20 protein-coding genes are annotated in these 17,781 nt (G+C 70.9%); 5 read left to right on the forward strand and 15 right to left on the reverse strand.

Features of this window, described 5'->3' with window-relative positions; all coding sequences use genetic code 11:
- Positions 1 to 2: 2 nt before the first annotated feature.
- The 3 genes from B0I31_RS09890 to B0I31_RS09900 all read right to left on the reverse strand — a co-directional run bounded on the left by B0I31_RS09890 (position 3) and on the right by B0I31_RS09900 (position 5,927).
- On the reverse strand, positions 3 to 3,905 hold the full coding sequence (locus B0I31_RS09890) for an HD domain-containing protein (protein ID WP_106615028.1): 3,903 nt from the start codon (positions 3,903 to 3,905) through the stop codon (positions 3 to 5).
- Between the two features lie 140 nt (positions 3,906 to 4,045).
- Positions 4,046 to 5,431 (reverse strand): glycine--tRNA ligase, encoded by a 1,386-nt coding sequence (locus B0I31_RS09895; protein WP_106615029.1) that lies wholly within the window; start codon positions 5,429 to 5,431, stop codon positions 4,046 to 4,048.
- A gap of 115 nt (positions 5,432 to 5,546) precedes the next feature.
- Positions 5,547 to 5,927 carry an antibiotic biosynthesis monooxygenase family protein gene (locus B0I31_RS09900; RefSeq protein WP_106615030.1) on the reverse strand — a complete coding sequence of 127 codons (381 nt, stop codon included), beginning with the start codon at positions 5,925 to 5,927 and terminating at the stop codon, positions 5,547 to 5,549.
- Between the two features lie 17 nt (positions 5,928 to 5,944).
- On the opposite strand from B0I31_RS09900, the gene B0I31_RS09905 reads away from it, so the two are divergent.
- The 3 genes from B0I31_RS09905 to B0I31_RS09915 are packed head-to-tail and all read left to right on the forward strand — an operon-like array spanning position 5,945 to position 7,080.
- A complete protein-coding gene (locus tag B0I31_RS09905) occupies positions 5,945 to 6,211 on the forward strand; it encodes a DUF6703 family protein (protein ID WP_245949783.1) in 267 nt (88 codons plus the stop codon).
- Between the two features lie 45 nt (positions 6,212 to 6,256).
- Positions 6,257 to 6,661 carry an ArsR/SmtB family transcription factor gene (locus B0I31_RS09910; protein WP_053722748.1) on the forward strand — a complete coding sequence of 135 codons (405 nt, stop codon included), beginning with the start codon at positions 6,257 to 6,259 and terminating at the stop codon, positions 6,659 to 6,661.
- Positions 6,658 to 7,080, forward strand: a complete 423-nt coding sequence (locus B0I31_RS09915) for a Fur family transcriptional regulator (protein ID WP_106615031.1) — start codon at positions 6,658 to 6,660, stop codon at positions 7,078 to 7,080. The genes B0I31_RS09910 and B0I31_RS09915 overlap by 4 nt, the downstream gene beginning before the upstream one ends.
- Positions 7,081 to 7,096: 16 nt before the next feature.
- Here B0I31_RS09915 and B0I31_RS09920 read toward each other — a convergent pair whose 3' ends face one another.
- Complete coding sequence (locus B0I31_RS09920; protein ID WP_106615032.1) at positions 7,097 to 7,816, reverse strand: TIGR03943 family putative permease subunit; 720 nt, start codon at positions 7,814 to 7,816, stop codon at positions 7,097 to 7,099.
- A gap of 6 nt (positions 7,817 to 7,822) precedes the next feature.
- Entirely contained in the window at positions 7,823 to 8,848 is a 1,026-nt protein-coding gene (locus B0I31_RS09925; RefSeq protein WP_106615033.1) for a permease, read from the reverse strand.
- Positions 8,849 to 8,946: 98 nt separating this feature from the next.
- Here B0I31_RS09925 and B0I31_RS09930 point away from each other — a divergent pair, with 98 nt between their 5' ends.
- Positions 8,947 to 9,576: a class I SAM-dependent methyltransferase gene (locus B0I31_RS09930; RefSeq protein ID WP_106615034.1), complete on the forward strand. Its 630-nt coding sequence runs from the start codon at positions 8,947 to 8,949 to the stop codon at positions 9,574 to 9,576.
- A 7-nt stretch (positions 9,577 to 9,583) separates the two neighbouring features.
- On the opposite strand, the gene B0I31_RS09935 is transcribed toward B0I31_RS09930, so the two are convergent.
- The 6 genes from B0I31_RS09935 to era all read right to left on the reverse strand — a co-directional run bounded on the left by B0I31_RS09935 (position 9,584) and on the right by era (position 13,383).
- Complete coding sequence (locus B0I31_RS09935) at positions 9,584 to 10,018, reverse strand: VOC family protein (protein WP_106615035.1); 435 nt, start codon at positions 10,016 to 10,018, stop codon at positions 9,584 to 9,586.
- Positions 10,019 to 10,175: 157 nt separating this feature from the next.
- Positions 10,176 to 10,448 carry a hypothetical protein gene (locus B0I31_RS09940; protein ID WP_106615036.1) on the reverse strand — a complete coding sequence of 91 codons (273 nt, stop codon included), beginning with the start codon at positions 10,446 to 10,448 and terminating at the stop codon, positions 10,176 to 10,178.
- A complete protein-coding gene (locus tag B0I31_RS09945) occupies positions 10,448 to 10,873 on the reverse strand; it encodes a YbjN domain-containing protein (protein ID WP_281262283.1) in 426 nt (141 codons plus the stop codon). The genes B0I31_RS09940 and B0I31_RS09945 overlap by 1 nt, the downstream gene beginning before the upstream one ends.
- Entirely contained in the window at positions 10,874 to 11,692 is an 819-nt protein-coding gene (locus B0I31_RS09950; protein ID WP_106615037.1) for an isoprenyl transferase, read from the reverse strand.
- Positions 11,693 to 11,734: 42 nt separating this feature from the next.
- Positions 11,735 to 12,487 carry a DNA repair protein RecO gene (recO, locus tag B0I31_RS09955; RefSeq protein WP_106615038.1) on the reverse strand — a complete coding sequence of 251 codons (753 nt, stop codon included), beginning with the start codon at positions 12,485 to 12,487 and terminating at the stop codon, positions 11,735 to 11,737.
- Positions 12,487 to 13,383, reverse strand: coding sequence for a GTPase Era (gene era, locus B0I31_RS09960; RefSeq protein WP_106615039.1), 897 nt, complete (start codon positions 13,381 to 13,383; stop codon positions 12,487 to 12,489). Before era ends, recO begins: the two co-directional genes overlap by 1 nt.
- A 192-nt stretch (positions 13,384 to 13,575) precedes the next feature.
- Between era and B0I31_RS09965 the strand changes: the two genes are divergently transcribed.
- Positions 13,576 to 14,430, forward strand: coding sequence for a C39 family peptidase (locus B0I31_RS09965; protein WP_181320078.1), 855 nt, complete (start codon positions 13,576 to 13,578; stop codon positions 14,428 to 14,430).
- A gap of 3 nt (positions 14,431 to 14,433) precedes the next feature.
- On the opposite strand, the gene B0I31_RS09970 is transcribed toward B0I31_RS09965, so the two are convergent.
- Genes B0I31_RS09970 through B0I31_RS09985 form a run of 4 tightly spaced genes read right to left on the reverse strand, consistent with a single transcriptional unit; the run spans position 14,434 to position 17,707 of the window.
- Positions 14,434 to 14,766 carry a cytidine deaminase gene (locus B0I31_RS09970; RefSeq protein ID WP_106615040.1) on the reverse strand — a complete coding sequence of 111 codons (333 nt, stop codon included), beginning with the start codon at positions 14,764 to 14,766 and terminating at the stop codon, positions 14,434 to 14,436.
- Positions 14,759 to 16,057: a hemolysin family protein gene (locus B0I31_RS09975; RefSeq protein WP_106615041.1), complete on the reverse strand. Its 1,299-nt coding sequence runs from the start codon at positions 16,055 to 16,057 to the stop codon at positions 14,759 to 14,761. The genes B0I31_RS09970 and B0I31_RS09975 overlap by 8 nt, the downstream gene beginning before the upstream one ends.
- Positions 16,058 to 16,070: 13 nt before the next feature.
- Complete coding sequence (gene ybeY / locus B0I31_RS09980; RefSeq protein WP_106615042.1) at positions 16,071 to 16,625, reverse strand: rRNA maturation RNase YbeY; 555 nt, start codon at positions 16,623 to 16,625, stop codon at positions 16,071 to 16,073.
- Positions 16,626 to 16,630: 5 nt separating this feature from the next.
- Positions 16,631 to 17,707: a PhoH family protein gene (locus B0I31_RS09985; RefSeq protein WP_106615043.1), complete on the reverse strand. Its 1,077-nt coding sequence runs from the start codon at positions 17,705 to 17,707 to the stop codon at positions 16,631 to 16,633.
- Positions 17,708 to 17,781: the final 74 nt, after the last annotated feature.

Below are 17,781 nucleotides of genomic sequence, written 5' to 3' on the forward strand. Positions count from 1 at the left end.
GGCTACGAGGCTCGCGGCACACCTTTCGCGGCTTCCCGGATCGCCGTGACGATGTCGGGCGTGTGCAGGCCGAGCCCGTTGAGCCAGGTGACCAGCTGCGGGATCGGGACGCGCAGTGAATCGGACATCTCCAGCAGGCCGCGGAGACCGGGCCGGTTCGACAAGTCGTAGTAGCCGCTGTCCTCGTCCACGAAATGGTCGAGGACCTGCAAGGCCAAGGAGAACGGCAAGCCCCGGGGCAGCCTCGTGGCGGAGACCGGCACCCCGCGCGCCGCGAGCCGGGCGGCGATCCGACCGGGACTCGTGTTCACCCTGCTCGCGACGAGCACCACCTTGGCGAAGGGGAGTTCCGTTCCGATCGACTCGGGGGACCAGTCGATGACGCCGTCGTCGAACAGGGCCGTGTCCAACTCATCGAACTCCAGCGGCGCCGAGAGCGGCACGTCGAAGCCGTAGGCGGCCAGGCGATGGATCGCCCAACCGAGCTTCGCCCGGCCGAAGGAGAAGATGTGCCAGTACGGCACATCGCCGCCTGGGACCAACCGCTGCGAGCCATCCGCCTTCACCACCTCGAGGTCCGCGGAAGACGCGTCGGCAGGGATGTCGGAGACGGCGAAACCCGATGCGGTGAAGCGCTCGACGACCTCGCGGGGAGCGAGACCCGAGTTCTCCGCGAACTCCAGCACGCACGCCGGCGGCACGGTCTCCGCACGCGAGAGCCAGGGCGCCGTCCCGTCCTGGTTGACGCTCAGCATGGTCGCCAGTTCCCGCGTGGGGCGCTCCTGGAGCCCTTCCACGTCGACCGAGTAGCCCCAAGACCCCAGCATCGACCGAATCTCCGACACGTCCCGAGCGAGGTCAAGGCTCATCCGGACGACACAGCCCGGTGGGATGACTTCGTCGGGTTCCCAGTACCGCACGACTGTTTTTCCGCGGATGTGCCCATTCTTCAGGTGGTGGTTCTCCGCCGCCGCGGTCGCTGCGACGACGACTCCTTCGGACACGTCAACCCCACACCTCCGCCACAGCGCCGCCACTTCCTCGACGCTGCGCCGACCTTGTCGCGCGGCCTGGACCAGCCCGGTGACCGTGCCGCGCATCCCCGACCGCACCAAGTAGCCGTGCTCATCGCACAAGGCGCGCAGCACGGCACTGGACACGGGCACGTCGTCGGCCTCGGGAAACTCGACGCAGTCGACTCCGAAATCTTTCAGCTCGGCGAGCAGACCCGCCGTGGACAACTCCGCGACCTCCGCAGCCCCCACCAAGACGGCGATCGACACGGCTGACTCGGAGTTCCACCACTCCGACTTCCGCACACCCTTGACCATCCGCTCACGCGACGGCACCGCGGGGCGGACCGCGCCGAAGCGCGCCAGTTCCGGGCACAACCGCAGCAACTCCGCGAACCACCGGCCGGACCCATGGGCGAGCAGCCGCCAGAGCAGCACGCTGTCGGGCACGAGCCGATCGCTCCCGTCGGCGCGCGGGCCTTGGTAATCCTTGCCCAGCCTGCGCCAGTCCGGTCGCAGGTTCACGAGGCTGATGTCCGCGCTCAGGAAACCGGTCTTCCCGATCGGGACCACATCACGTCCGCAGGACAACGTCAGGTCGTGCCGCACCACCACCTCGGTCACCACGTCCGCGAGACGGGGGTTCTTCGCGGACAGGTGGTAGAGCCACTCGACGCACAGCAGCGACCGGTCGTGCACCAGCACCGCTTCCGCCGCCTCCCGCAGCAAGCCTTCGACCTTGTCGGACAGGTCGCCGAGAACGGTGCTCCGGTCGACCGACAACCGTTCGGGTGCATGCTCCCCGGTCAGGTTCACGACCACACCGGTCATCCTGGGTTGCGTACGCGAGTCCCACACCACACCCGCGCGGTCGGCCGGATTCACGACGAGGCCGTCCACCAGCAGGGCCCCGCCCTGAGCGCACCAGGCGACCGACACGCCCTCCGGCGCACCGGGCCATTCGACCAGCGTGCCCTGGACGCTGTAGCCCAACGACTCAGGCGTGCGGCCTTGCCTGATCTTGATCTGGCCGGGAGCCCAGTCCTGGCGGCGGTCGCCGTGCCACGCGACCGTGGTGAACTCGGCGATGCCGAGGAGCCGTTCGAGCACGGCCGGCGCCGACCAGTCGGCTCGCACGCCGTCCTTCAGGTACAGCCGGACCGCCGTGCCGGGTCGGTCGCCGCGCCGCGCCAGCTCGGTGATCCGGAAGAGGTGCTCCGGACCGAACATGGTCGCCGTCAGCACGGGCCCCAGGGTGCCGTCCAGGCCCATCCGGCAACTCGTCACGCGGACCTCGTCGGCCAGCATGAAGTAGCTCAGCACACCGATCCCGAAGCGGCTGTTGGGGTGGAACGCGACCGGCGGGTCGAGCCGTTGCCACGCGGCCTGCTCCTGCTTGAAGTCCGGCTGTTCGGCGAACCGCGCACCCGCCTTGGAGAACACCCCGCGGAGCTCGGCGTCACCCATGCCGATCCCGTTCTCCCGGCACTCCACGTACCGCCTGCCGTCCGGTTCCACGCCCTGCTCGATCTCGATCAGACCGTCGAACGTCAACTCCTCGACCCGGGTGCGGCTGAGGTACTCGGTGCGCGCCCGGCGGTGCCGGCAGGCGTCCAGGGCGTTCTGGTAGAGCTCCCGGACCGCCAGGTCGCGGTCCTTGTAGAGCGTCTCCCCCATCAGCAGTTCGCGGATGCGCGGGCCGTCCACCCGGAACCCCGCCCAGCCCGTGACCGCCGCGTCGACCGGCAGCACGTCGTCGGACGACAGGCGTGCGGGCAGGGTCGGCATCGGGTGGGTGATGCGCTCGCGAACCGTGCGGTGGACGGCGTGCAGCAGCTCGTCCGTCCTCGCGACGTGCGTGCGCAGCCCTTCGATGACGGCCGCGTGGTGGCAGCGCGCGCTGAGCACGGGCACCTGCTGCGACCCGGTCCAGGACGCCCGGTGCAACGTCGCGCCGAGTTCGGCGAGGTCCACCGCGTCCGGGATGCCCAGGTGCTCGGCGACGACGTCCGGCATCGTGTGCATCTCGACGGAGACGCCGTGGGCCAGGGCGAGCAGCAGGGCGAGCCGCTGCTCCCGGATGTGCTGGTTGCCGGCGCGGCGGACCTGGTCGTCGGCACGCAACCCGGACAGGTACTCGGGGCTGCACACGCTCGGGCCGCGGCGCAGGCCGTGCAGCAGGGCGCTCACCCGCTCGCTGGTGAACACGGCCGCCAGCTCGACGTCGAAGTCCGCGCACAGCGGCGCGACCCGCCGTTCGTCCGCGAACTCCTGGTGCACGAGCCAGCGGTGGAAGATCCACCAGCCGATCGCGGGCGCGGCGGACGGTCGCAGCCGTGCCCGGTGCCGCAGCGAGCCGTACCGGTCGGCGAACTCCTCGAACGCCGCGCGCTCGGGACCGGGGTCGGCGTCGGCGCCCGGCCGCCAGGGCGAGACCTCGACCAGCCGGGCGGCGGTCTGGAGGTAGTGGACTTGGTAGACGAGCGGCACGAGGACCAGCAGGGCCGCTTCGACGGGGAAGAGGTCGAGGTGGGCGTCCGGCCCGGGCTCGCCCAGCAGCCAGTCGACGTGCTCCACGAACCGCGTCCCGAAGTCCGGCTCGTGCCATGGGTCATCCCCCAGCACGTGCGCCGCTTCGTCACGCAGCCGCGAGAGCCGCACCGCCGCGTCGACGGCCTGCGCCCGCATCCGGCGGGTGTCGCGGTGGCCGGGTACGTGCTCCCAGACCCGCGCGGTGGCGACCAGGCGGCCCCAGCCGTCCGGCACGTCCGGCGTGCTCCCCGGATCGCCGCCGATGGCGATCCCGCCGTACACGGAGCCGGCCACTTGGACGATGCGGCTCGCGCTGGTCGCGTTCGCGTTCAGCGAGTTGCCGCCGGCGTGCTCGCCCACAGTTCTTCCTCCGCACTCACCGGGTCCACCGCGAGTATTTCCGCCCGGTGCGTTGCCGGACTACGAAAAGTGCGGCTCCCGGTGCCGGAAATGGAACAGGGGACACCGGTGGCGGTGTCCCCTGTCGGCTCAGGATCGGGTCAGGCGCCGATCAGGCGCGCGGCGAGGTAGCCCTCCAGCTGGTCCATCGACACCCGCTCCTGCGACATGGTGTCGCGTTCCCGGACCGTCACGGCGTGGTCGGTGAGGGTGTCGAAGTCGACCGTGACGCAGAACGGGGTGCCGATCTCGTCCTGCCTGCGGTAGCGGCGGCCGATGGCGCCCGCGTCGTCGAACTCGATGTTCCAGTGCTTGCGCAGGGCGTTGGCCAGGTCCTTCGCCTTCGGGGACAGGTCGGCGTTGCGCGACAGCGGCAGCACGGCCGCCTTCACCGGCGCCAGCCTGCGGTCCAGGCGGAGCACGACGCGCGTGTCCACGCCGCCCTTGGCGTTCGGCGCCTCGTCCTCGGTGTAGGCCTCCAGCAGGAACGCCATCATCGGCCGGCCGACGCCCGCGGCGGGCTCGATCACGAACGGCCGGTAGCGCGAGTTGGTGGCCTGGTCGAAGTACGACAGGTCGACGCCCGAGTGGTTCGAGTGGGTGGTGAGGTCGAAGTCGGTGCGGTTGGCGATGCCTTCCAGCTCACCCCACTCCTGGCCGCCGAACTGGAACCGGTACTCGATGTCGACGGTGCGCTTCGAGTAGTGCGACAGCTTTTCCTTGGGGTGCTCGTAGTGCCGCAGGTTCTCCTTGGAAATGCCCAGCTCGTTGTACCAGCGCGTGCGCTCGTCGATCCAGTACTGGTGCCATTCCTCGTCCGTGCCCGGCTCGACGAAGAACTCCATCTCCATCTGCTCGAACTCGCGGGTGCGGAAGATGAAGTTGCCCGGCGTGATCTCGTTGCGGAAGCTCTTGCCGATCTGGCCGATGCCGAACGGCGGCTTGCGACGTGAGGTGGTCTGCACGTTCAGGAAGTTCGTGAAGATGCCCTGCGCGGTCTCCGGGCGCAGGTAGTGCAGGCCCTCGTCGGTCTCGACCGGGCCGAGGTGCGTCTTGAGCAGGCCGTTGAACATCTTGGGCTCGGTGTACTGGCCGCGGGTGCCGCAGTTCGGGCACGGCACGTCGGACACGTCGCCCTCGGCGACCTGCTTGCCGGTGCGCTCGGCGTACTCCTCGACCAGCGTGTCCTGCCGGAACCTCTTGTGGCACGAGTTGCACTCGATCAGCGGGTCGACGAACGCGTCGACGTGCCCGGACGCCACCCACACCTCGCGCGGCAGGATCACCGACGAGTCCAGGCCGACCACGTCCTCGCGGCCGCGCACCATGAAGTTCCACCACTGGCGCTTGATGTTGTCCTTCAGCTCGACACCGAGAGGGCCGTAGTCCCAGGCCGACCTGGTGCCGCCGTAGATCTCGCCGCACGGGTAGACGAACCCGCGACGCTTGCACAGGCTGACGACGGTCTCGATGCGATCGGCTGCCACGGACACTCCATCGGGAGATGCAGAAAGGGACGGAAACGGGCTTGCCAGGGTAGTCCTAGCCGTCCGGTCCCCATCGGGCGACCGGGTGCGCGCACGCCGTCCGGGCAGCGGGTGTTCAGCGAGGCGTGGTCGGTCCCGCGGCCTCGCCGAGGCGGACCGTGCCCGCGTCGTGCGCGAGCAGGCTCACCTCGCGGCGCACCTCGCCCTCCGCGGCCACCAGCAGCGGTTCGTAGGCGGAGGGCTCGTCGGTGTTCGCCTCGGACAGCAGGGGGATGACGTGTTCACGCACCTCGAACGGCGACATCGCCCGCCGGTACGCCACCACGGAGTCGAACTCGGCGGTCAGCACGAAGCGGTCGGCCTCGTCCGTCGACCGGGACAGCTGGGCACGCCGACAACCGGCCTGGGCGGTGAGCAGGGTCAACGCCCGGTCGACACGCTCGGTGAACGCGTCGACGCCGGTTTCCGCCACGGTGAAGCGGCACACGAGCAGCACGGTGCAAGGATGCCACGGTGGCTGGTGACTCGAAGCGGACCCTGATCCCCGGTACCGGACCGCTCTCGCGGGTGCCCGCGCCGGCGGCGTTCCTGCTGGTCTTGGCGTTGTTCGTGCTCGGCGTGGTGATCCAGGGCACGGTGGGCGCGCTGCTGCTGGGCCTCCTGGCCCTCGCCGTGGCGGCACTGCTCGCCACGACCTGGCCCCTGCTCACCCCGAGCGCACGCCTGCTGAGACTGCTCGTGCTGGCCGTCCTGGTGCTCATCACGGTGTCCGTGCTCTAGCGCCGTAGTATCGGTGGTGAAAATCCATACCACGTGGGAGGCACCGTGACGGTCGGAGTGCGGGGCGAACACGTGCACTCCCCGGAACGCCGTGTACCCCCGCCGGCGCCGCGGCAGCCCACCAGGACGCTGTCCGCGGCCGGTGAGTTGTTGCGCGCGCTCGCCGCGCCGGTGCGGATCGCGATCGTGCTGCAGCTGCGCGAGGCCGACCGGTGCGTGCACGAGCTGGTCGAGGCGCTGGGCGTGGCCCAGCCGTTGATCAGCCAGCACCTGAGGGTGCTCAAGGCCGCGGGCGTGGTGCACGGCGAGCGGCACGGCCGTGAAGTCGTCTACCGGCTCGTCGACGAGCACCTCGCCCACATCGTGGTCGACGCGGTGACCCATGTGGACGAGGGGCCGCCGCGTGGTATCAACCAGACCGACCGGACCCCCCGGACGGAGGAGATGTGACCACTAGCGAGCGTCCGACCACCGCGGTGCCCGGGCTGCGTTCCACCAAGCAGCGCACCGCCGTGTCCAAGCTGCTCGACTCGCTCGGCGAGTTCCGCTCTGCCCAGGAGCTGCACGAGGAGCTGCGCAAACGCGGCGAGGGCATCGGCCTGACCACGGTCTACCGCACGCTGCAGTCGCTGGCCGACGCCGGCGAGGTGGACGTGCTGCGCACCGACTCGGGCGAGGCGATCTACCGCCGCTGCTCCCAGCACCACCATCACCACCTGGTGTGCCGGGGCTGCGGCCGCACGGTGGAGGTCGAGGGTCCGGCGGTGGAGAAGTGGGCCGACCGGGTCGCGGCGGAGAACGGGTTCGTCGAGGTCAGCCACACCGTGGAGATCTTCGGCACGTGTCACGAGTGCGCGGCGAAGGGGTAGCGCCCCTGACCGCGACTCAGCCTTCGTAGGTGTCCTCGGGCGCCGCGATCGGCACGACCTGCGACACGGTGAACGTCGGCACGAACGCGCTCTCCTTGGTCGCCGAACCGGGCACCACCCGGCCGGTGGCCTCGACCCACTGGTCGGTCGGCAGCGCGGCGAAGTCCTGACCCACCATCTTCGCCTTCACCGGCGAGGCGTCCGCGGCGCAGCACGAGATGGTCAGCCGGGCGATGAACACGTCGGCGTCCTTGCGCACCACGAACCCGGTGAGCTTGACCGTGCGGTCGTCCAGCGAGCCGGAGTCGTCCCACGCCGTGCGGGTGACGAACTCGGTGATGGTGAGCGGCACGACGGCGTCGGACGGCAGTGGCGCGAAGCCGCTCGACGCCTTGGCCTCCTGGGCGGCGTTGCGGTCGGACCGGTTGACCGTGTCCGCGCCCAGCGCGGGCGGGCTGATCAGGAACACCGCGAACACCGGCAGCAGCAGCATCCACGGGCTGCGGGACGTGCCGTGCTCGTGCCCGCCGTGCTCGTGCGCGTCGGGCTGCTCCTTGCCGCCGCGGATGTCACGCACGATCGACACCAGCGCCAGCACCACCATGACGCCACCGGTCGCCACCAGCCACGGCTGCAGCGACTCCTTGACGTACCGCAGGTAGGTGCCGGTCAGCGCGAGCTTCAGCAGCGCACCGCCGAGCAGGACGAGCAGGATGTTCTGGGTTTCACGCCTCATGGGTCGTCACACCTCGTGGTCGATGTCGAACACCGCTCCGGCCACCAGGGCCGACGCGATCGCCACCACGAACGTGGCCGGCGCGAAGCGCGCCGCGAAGGACTTGCCGAACGCGCCCGCCTGCAGCGCGATGAGCTTGACGTCGACCGCCGGGCCGACCACCAGGAACACCAGGCGGGGCAGCAGCGGCAGCATCGACATGGACGCCGCGACGAACGCGTCCGCCTCGCTGCACAGCGCCAGCACCACCGCCAGCAGCGACAGCACCACCACGGCGAGGACGAGCTGGCCGCCCAACGTCTCCAGCCAGGCCTGCGGCACGAGGACGTTGAACGCCGCCGCGAACACGCCGCCGAGCACCAGGAACCCGCCCGCGTCGACCAGGTCGTGCCGCGCGGTCTCGGCGAACACCGCCCAGCGGGACGTGCCGTCGTGGTCCGGCAGGCGGCGCAACGCGCGTTCGGCGATCCACTCGGCCTTGCCGAACCGCGTCCACAGCCAGCCCATGACGACGGCGGTGAGCAGCGCGCCCACGAACCGCGCGGGCACCATCTCCGGCGCTTTCGGGAACGCCACGGCCGTCGACACCAGCACGATCGGGTTCACCGCGGGCGCCGCGAGCAGGAACGTCAGCGCCACGGCCGGTGCCACGCCCTGCTGCATCAGGCGGCGGGAGACGGGCACGGACGCGCACTCGCAGCCGGGCAGGGCCACGCCCGCGACACCGGCGACGGGCACGGCCAGCGCGGTCTTCTTCGGCAACGCCCGGCGCAGCACGGTGGCCGGGATGAACGCGGCGATCGCACCGCTGATCAGGACACCGAGCACGAGGAACGGCAGCGCTTGCACGCACACCGCGACGAACACCGTGGACGCCGTGCGCAGCACCGGTACGTCGAGCACGCCGACCAGCCAGTCCTGCAGCACCAGCGCCAGCACGAGCAGCGCGCAGAGCACTTCCAGCGAAGTGATCTTCCAGCGCGGCGGCGGGCGACGCGGGCGCGATCCGCGGATCTCGCCAGTGATTGTCACTTCCGAGATGATGCCAGAACCACCGCCCGCGGATCACCGACCTCCGGCGGGTCTTCAGCGCCCGGTCACGTGATCGTCACCGGCGGTAGGTTGGTGCCGTGGACTGGCACGGGTGGCACGCCGATTACGACCGTCCCGACTCGGTGCTCGCGCTGCGGCTGCGCGCCGTGCGGGCGCGGGTCCGGGCGGCGGTGGAGGACAGCCCGCCGGGGCCGCTGCGGGTGCTCAGCCTGTGCGCCGGCCAGGGCCGTGACCTGTTGGAAGTGCTCGCCGACCACCCGAGGCGTCACGACGTCCGAGCGCGCCTGGTGGAGTTGGACCCGCGCAACGCGGCGATCGCCGAGGCGTCGGCACGGGCGGCCGGTCTCGACGGGGTGGAGGTGCTGACGGCCGACGCCGCGCTCACCGACCACTACGCGGACCTGGCGCCGGCGGACCTCGTGCTGGTCTGCGGCGTGTTCGGCAACATCACCGACGAGGACATCGAGCGGACCGTCGACCACTGCGCCGCGTTGTGCCGGACCGGCGGCACCGTGATCTGGACCCGCCACCGCGACGCCCCGGACCTCGTGCCCGCGATCTGCGAGTGGTTCGAGGAACGCGGCTTCGAGCGCCTGTGGCTGTCGGCCCCGGACGCGGGCTACGGCGTCGGCGCCCACCGCTACCTGGGCCGACCCCGGCCACTGGCGACGGGCGTACGGCTGTTCACGTTCGTCGGCGAGCCTTAGCGGCGGGTCAGTCGAGGCAGAACTCGTTGCCCTCGACGTCCTGCATCACGATGATCGACTCGTCCTCTTCGTCGGCGAGCAGCACCTGCACCTGCGTCGCGCCGAGCGCGACCAGCCGCTCGCACTCGGCGTGCAGCACGGCCAGCCTCTCGTCACCGACGAGCCCGGTCCCGACGCGGACGTCGAGGTGCACCCGGTTCTTGACGACCTTGCCCTCGGGCACGCGCTGGAAGTACAGCCGCGGTCCCACACCGGTCGGATCGACGCACGCCGCCCACGCCCCCTGCTTCCCCGGCGGCACCGAGCGGTCGTAGTCGTCCCAGGTGGCGAACCCGTCCGGCGGCGGCACCAACGTGTAGCCGAGCACTTCGCACCAGAACCGGGCGACCCGCCGCGGTTCCGCGCAGTCGAAGGTGACCTGCACCTGCCTGACCGACCCCATCGCCCCACCATAGTCGGCGCTCACCCGACCGGACGGCACGCCCTGGCGCGGGCGGAGGACCGGCACACCTCCGCCCGCCAACGCTCACGCAGGCGTCCTCGCCAGGGGGACCCCTGCTTTTATTCTGCCGGCCGGGTCTGACAATTCCGGGCCGTCGCTACTCCGCCGGCTCTTCCTCGTCACGCAGTTCGGCGATCGTCGCCAGCACGTCCGCCGCCTCCGTCACCGGCAGCAGCGGCTCGACGACGGCGGTCACGCCGCGGCTCGCGGCGAGCACCTCCTCGGCCAGCTTCACCGCGTCGTCACGGTCGTACGGCCCGCACACGAACGAGGCCCACTCCTCCCCCGCCGACGCCTCGAACGTGACGGCCCACGGCAGGCCCTCGACATCCGTGTCGTCGTCGGGCTCGTACACGATCACACCGGCCATCAGGCACTCCCGGTTCCGGCCAGCAGCTCGTTGCGCAGCTGCGAGGCAGTGGACACGACCAACATCAGCAGCGTGCTCAACGGCTCCGGCTTCAGCCCTTCGGCCGGGAACGCGTAGCGCAACGTCACGTCCATCCCACGCTCGGTGTGCACCACGCCGAGCGTGCCGAACAGGCCCTGACCGGCGCGTTCCGCCGCGGACACGGCGAGGTCGCGGTCGTCGGGCAGGTCCCACGCCACCACGCAGGTCAGGCTGAGCACGGTCAGGCCCTCGGCCAGCCGCATCGCCTGCACCGCGCACGGCACCTCGGCGTGCTGGAAGCTCAGCGCGCCGTCGTCGTCGACGTGGACGTCGTGGAACATCTCCAACGCCTCACGGGCCGCGGTGAGCAGTTCCGCGGTCACCTTGGCGTCCTGGTCGGTCACTTAAGAATCCTCCACGTCGGGCTTGTCCACGGCGCCGCCGAAGCGCCGGTCGCGCATGGCGTACGCCTCGCACGCGCGCCACAGGTCCAGCCGGTCGAAGTCGGGCCACAGGATGTCCTGGAACACCAGCTCCGCGTACGCCGACTGCCAGAGCAGGAAGTTCGAGGTGCGCTGCTCGCCGGACGGCCGGATGAACAGGTCCACGTCCGGCATCTCGGGCTGGTACAGGTACTTGGCGAGGGTGCGTTCGTCGACCTTGTCCGGGTTGATCTTGCCGGCGGCGACCAGCCGGGCGACCTCGCGGGCCGCGTCACCGATCTCGGCCCGCCCGCCGTAGTTGATGCACATCGCCAGGTTCAGCACGTCGTTGTCCTTCGTGCGCTCCTCGGCGACTTCGAGCTCCTTGATGACGCTGCGCCACAGCCTGGGCCGGCGGCCCGCCCACCGCACCCGCACACCGAGTTCGTCCAGCTCGTCGGTGCGGTGGTGGATCACGTCACGGCTGAAGCCCATGAGGAACCGGACCTCCTCCGGGCTGCGCCGCCAGTTCTCGGTGGAGAACGCGTACAGCGACAGCCACTTCACGCCCATCTCGATGGCGCCCTTGGCCGCCTCGACCACGACGGCCTCGCCGCGCTTGTGCCCCTCGATGCGGGACAGGCCGCGCTGGTTGGCCCAGCGGCCGTTGCCGTCCATCACGATCGCGATGTGCCTGGGCACGAGGTCGGCGGGCAGCACCGGGGGCGTCGCGCCGGTGGGGTGCGGTTCCGGGGGTCGGGGAACGCGCTGGACGCGCTCAACCCGCCTTCGGCGGAGCATGGCTGTCCTCTCCAGGGTGGGGTTCTCGTGCGGCGAGCGACTCTAACCGTCGGCCGGTTGCGCCTTGCGCTCGACCAACGGCAGCGACCGCAACTGCCGCTCCAGGTGCCACTGCAGGTGCGCCGCGACCAGGCCGCTCGCGTCACGGCGCGCACCGGTCGGGATGCCGTCCACCACGTCCCACCGGCCGTGCAGGAGCGCGGCGAGCAGGCGCAACGTGTCCACGGACGGCGTGGCACTGCCCGGCGGACGGCACCGCGCGCACACCAAGCCGCCCGCGTGCACGTTGAACGCCCTGTGCGGGCCGGGGTCGGCGCAGCGCGCGCACTCGTCGACCGCCGGCGCCCAGCCCGCGAACGCCATCGCGCGCATCAGGAACGCGTCGAGGATGAGCGAGGCGTCCCGCTCCTTCGCCGCCAGCGCCCGCAACGCGCCCGTGACCAGCAGGTACAGCCGCAGGACCGGTTCGCCCTCCTCGGAGGTGAGCCGGTCGGCGGTCTCCAGCACCGCGCACCCCGCCGTGTAGCGCTGGTAGTCGTCCACCAGCACCACGCCGAACGCGTCCAGCGTCTCCACCTGCGTGATCACGTCCAGCGACCGGCCGGGGTAGAACTGCACGTCGACGTGCCCGAACGGCTCCAGCCGGGCACCGAACCGGGACGACGTGCGGCGCACGCCCTTGGCCACCGCGCGCACCTTGCCGTGCTTCTGGGTGAGCAGCGTGATGATCCGGTCGGCCTCGCCGAGCTTCTGCACCCGCAGGACCACGCCCGTGTCCCGGTAGAGGTTCGCCACTAGAACCCCAGTCTGCGCAACTGCTTCGGGTCGCGCTGCCAGTCCTTGGCGATCTTGATGTGCAGGTCGAGGTAGACGCGGGTGCCGAGCAGCTTCTCGATGTGCCTGCGCGAGGTGATGCCGACCTGCTTGAGGCGTTCGCCGCGGTGGCCCAGGATGATCGCCTTCTGGCTCGGCCGCTCCACGAACACGTTGGCGTGGATGTCCACCAGGTCGTCCCGGCCCTCGCGGGGCAGCATCTCCTCGACCACGACGGCGATCGAGTGCGGCAGCTCGTCGCGCACGCCCTCCAGCGCGGCCTCCCGGATCAGCTCGGCGACCAGGGTCAGCTCGGGCTCGTCGGTCAGCTCGCCGTCCGGGTACAGCGGCGGACCCTCGGGCAGCTTGCCCAGCACCAGGTCGGCGAGGGCGTCGACCTGGTAGCCGTCCACCGCGGACACCGGGATCAGGTCGGCGAAGTCCATCACCTTCTGCAGGGCCAGCAACTGCTCGGCGACCTGCTGCTGGCCGACCAGGTCGGTCTTGGTGACGATGCCGATGACCGGGGTGCGCTTGGCGATCTTCTCCAGCTCGGCGGCGATGAACTTGTCGCCGGGGCCGACCTTCTGGTCGGCGGGCACGCAGAACCCGACCACGTCCACCTCGGACCACGTCTCGCGCACCAGGTCGTTGAGGCGCTGGCCGAGCAGCGTGCGCGGCCGGTGCAGACCGGGGGTGTCCACGAGGACCAGCTGGCCGTCCTCGCGGTGCACGATGCCCCGGATCGTGTGCCGGGTGGTCTGCGGCTTGCTCGACGTGATCGCGACCTTGGTCCCGACCAGCGCGTTGGTCAACGTCGACTTGCCTGCGTTGGGGCGGCCGACGAAGCACGCGAACCCGGAGCGGTAACCATCCATCCACCCATTGTCCCCGCACCCGCCGGCCGCGCCGCGCCAGCCCTCTTCCGGCGCTTTCGAGCGTTGGCCGCGTCCCGGTGCCCGCAACCGGCCGTACGCGACCACGAAGTCGGCGTGTCCGGTGCGGAACCTTTGGTGGCACGGGTGGCTCTCACTGGTCGTGACTGGCCGGTAACCACCTGGAGGCACCCCGTGAAACCATTGCTCCGCTCCCTGCTCCTGCCCGTGCTGGTGGCGTCCGCCCTGGTCGGAGGTGCGGGCGTGGCGTCGGCGGCGACCGCGACGGTCGGCAACACCGATGGCGACGGGCTCAACGTCCGGTCCGCGCCGACCACGGCCAGTTCGTCGCTCGGGCTGGTGTGGGACGGGCAGCGGGTCGACATCTCGTGCCAGGTGCGCGGCCAGTCGGTGACCAACACGCGGGGGTTCACCAGCGACCTGTGGGACTACGTGCCCGCGTTGCGCGGCTACCTCGCCGACGCCTACCTGGCCACCGGCTACGACTACCGCATCCCCGGCGTGCCCGACTGCGGCACCTCGACCGGGCGGCTGGTGCCGGTGTCCCAGTTCCACGGGCAGCCCAACCAGGGCGAGGACTGCGGACCGGCCAGCGTGGTGTCCGCCCTGCTCGCCGCCGGGAAGACGCCGAGGTCGTGGAACGCGAGCCGCCCGATCGACGCGATCAACCGCGCCCGTGCCGACATGGGCTACGACCCGTCGTGGAACGACCCGAACAAGTTCGGCACGAACGAGTCCGACGTCAAGCGCGCGCTCGCCGCCAACGGCGTGAACGCGACCGTCGTCTTCAACGACCTGAACCGCGTGCTCACCCACGTCCGCAACGGCCGTCCGGCGATCATGGCGGGCAACATGGTCAGCCTGCCGTGGTCGGGCCGCAACGTCCCGCACTTCCTCACCGTCGCCGGGTACGACGGTGACTACCTGGTGCTCGACCCCGCTTCCCAGGCCATCGTCTACCGGGCGTCCGCGTCGACCCTCTCCGCGTACTTCAACCACGACCTCGGCCGCGCGGGCGTGCTGCTCTAGCCCTTACACGGTCTCCTGCACGGCGCCGGACGCGTCGGCGCGCAGCACCGGCGCGCCGGCGGTCAGGTCGCGCACCGCCGCCACCGAGTCGGCGTCCACCTCGGCCGAGGCGGTGACCACGGCCGCCGCCTCCAAGCCCTCGGCGCCGCTCGACACGGCCGCGGCCACGGCAGCCTGCAGGGCGGTGAGCTTCAGCGACGGCAACGCGACCGTCGTCGCCGTGTAGGTCCGGCCATCGGTGTCGCGCACCGCCGCACCCTCCGCCGCACCCGTGCGGGCCCGCGCCGAACGCGCCAGCGTCACGATCTTCTGGTCCTCGGGGTCGAGGTCACTCACCGGTGGTCCCCTCGCTGTCGTCGCCGTTGTTCACCGGGCGCACCAGCACCGTCGTGATGCGCATCCGCCCGCGTTCGTCCTTGCCGCCCTCGGCCCGCATCCGCAGGCCCGCGATCTCGGCTTCCGTACCCGGCAGCGGCACGCGCCCCAGGCGCTGCGCCAGCAGGCCGCCGACCGTCTCCACCTCGTGGTCGTCCAGCTCCGTGCCGAACAACGCGTCCAGGTCGTCCACCGGCAACCGCGCGCTGACCCGCACCGAACCGTCGTCCAGGTGTTCCACCGGCGGCCGGTCGTCGGTGTCGGACTCGTCGGTGATCTCGCCGACGATCTCCTCCAGGATGTCCTCGATCGTCAGCAGGCCCGCCGTGCCGCCGTACTCGTCCACCACGACCGCCAGGTGGTTGCGCGACAGCTGCATCTCCCGCAGCAGGTCCGCGATCGGCTTCGAGTCCGGGATGAACGACGCCGGCTTCATCACGTCCGCCACCGACGTGCCGTTCGGCTCCTCGGACAACGTCAGCCGCACCAGGTCCTTGAGGTTCACCACGCCGACGATGTCGTCCACGCTCTCCCCGATCACCGGCACCCGCGTGTACCCGGTGCGCAGCGACAGGGCCAGCGCCTGCCGGATCGACTTCGTCTGCTCGATCCACACGATCTCGGTGCGCGGCACCATCACCTCACGCGCGATCGTGTCGCCCAGCTCGAAGACCGAGTGGATCATCTCCCGCTCGCCCTCGTCCACGACGCCGCGTTCCTGCGCCATGTCCACCAGCTCGCGCAGCTCCACCTCGGACGAGAACGGCCCCTCGCGGAAACCCTTGCCCGGCGTGATCGCGTTGCCGACCAGGATCAGCAGCTTGCTCAACGGGCCCAGCACGCGGCCGAGCACCCGGATCGGGCCCGCCGCCAGCAGGCTCACCGCGTACGGGTGCTGCCTGCCGATCGTGCGCGGACCCACGCCGACCAGCACGTACGACACCACGAGCATGCTCAGCCCGGCGACCAGCATCGCCACCCAATCGGTGGCGATGCGCCCCAGGCACACCACGGTCACCAGCACCGTCGCCGCCAGCTCGCAGCCCAGGCGCAGCAACAGCAGCAGGTTCACGTGCCGCGGCCGGTCGGCCAGCAGCTGGATCAACTGCCCCGCGCCCGCCCGGCCCTGCCGCTGCAACGCCTCGACCCGGGCCCGCGACACCGTGCCCAGCGCCGCGTCGACGCCCGCGAACGCGCCGGCCGACAACACCAGCACCACGGCCAACACCAGCAAGCCGGCGGAACCGCCCATCACCCCGGCCGCCTCAGGCCGTCGGCTCGGGCCGGTCCTGGTCCTCCAGGCCGACCGCCCCGAGGAGCTTCGAGTCGGCCTCGCGCTGCGCCGACTTGCGCTCCGCCTCGGCCGCCGCGGTGCGGAAGTCGCCCAGGATGCGGTTCTGCAACGTGAACATCTCCCGCTCCTCGGCGGGCTCGGCGTGGTCGTACCCGAGCAGGTGCAGCACGCCGTGCACGGTCAGCAGGTGCAGTTCGTCCAGCAGGCTGTGGCCCGCCTTCTTGGCCTGGTCCTTGGCGAAGTCCGGGCACAGCACGATGTCGCCGAGCAGCGCCGGGCCGAGGCCCGTGGCGTCCGGGCGGCGCGCCGAGTCCAGCTCGTCCATCGGGAACGCCATCACGTCCGTGGGGCCGGGCAGGTCCATCCAGCGCTGGTGCAGGTCCGCCATCACGTCCAGCTCCACCAGCAGGACGGACAGCTCGGCCAACGGGCTGACGCCCATCCGGTCCAGGGCGAACCGGGCAGCGGCGACGATGGACGGCTCGTCCACGTTCACGCCCGACTCGTTCGCGATCTCGATGCTCACGGCGCCTATCGTCCCCGGCGTTGCCCGCGCGACCTCGCACCGGGTCCGGCGTGGTGCTGGTGCCGGTCCGCCGCGTCGCCCTCGTCCTGCTCGACCTGCCACTTCTCGTAGGCGTCCACGATGTCCGCGACCAGCCGGTGGCGGACCACGTCACTGCTGGTCAGGATGGAGAAGTGGACGTCGTCCACGCCTTCGAGGATGTCCTTGACGACCTTCAACCCGCTGCGTTGCCCACCGGGCAGGTCGACCTGCGTGATGTCACCGGTCACCACGATCTTCGACCCGAAACCCAACCGGGTGAGGAACATCTTCATCTGTTCGGGCGTCGTGTTCTGCGCCTCGTCCAGGATGATGAACGCATCATTGAGGGTCCGACCCCGCATATAGGCCAATGGGGCGACCTCGATCGTGCCCGCCTGGGTGAGGCGCGGGATGGACTCGGGGTCGACCATGTCGTGCAGCGCGTCGTACAGGGGGCGCAGGTACGGGTCGATCTTCTCGTACAGCGTGCCCGGCAGGTAGCCCAGCCGCTCGCCCGCCTCGACCGCCGGCCTGGTCAGGATGATCCGGTTGACCTGCTTGGCCTGCAGCGCCTGCACGGCCTTGGCCATGGCGAGGTACGTCTTGCCGGTGCCCGCGGGACCGATGCCGAACACCACGGTGTTCTGGTCGATCGCGTCCACGTAGTGCTTCTGGTTCAGCGTCTTGGGCCGGATGGTGCGGCCGCGCCTGCTGATGATGTCGAGGCTCAGCACCTCGGCGGGCGACTCCGTGGTGCCCGCGGACAGCATCGCGACCGTGCGGCGGACCGTGTCGGGGCCTACCTGCTGGCCGCGGCTGGCGAGGGTGACCAGTTCGGAGAACACGCGTTCGGCGAACGCCACGTCGGCGGGCTGACCGGAGAGCGTGATCTCGTTGCCGCGCACGTGCACGTCGGCGACCAGCAGTTCCTCGGCGAGCCGGAGGTTCTCGTCGCGCGATCCGAGCAGGGCGAGCACCGCGCCGTCCGGCACGGCGAACTTGGATTGGGCGTCGGCCGCGGTGGTGGCTGCCTGCGGCGTGTTGTCGTCGGTACCGGCCACGTGGCCTCGGGCCCTCTTCCTGCGCGTTCGCGCCGTGCTCGGGTGAAGTCGACCTATCGCTCCCGATGCTAGCC

Origin of the sequence: Saccharothrix carnea (assembly GCF_003014735.1) — a bacterium.
GTDB lineage: Bacteria > Actinomycetota > Actinomycetes > Mycobacteriales > Pseudonocardiaceae > Actinosynnema > Actinosynnema carneum.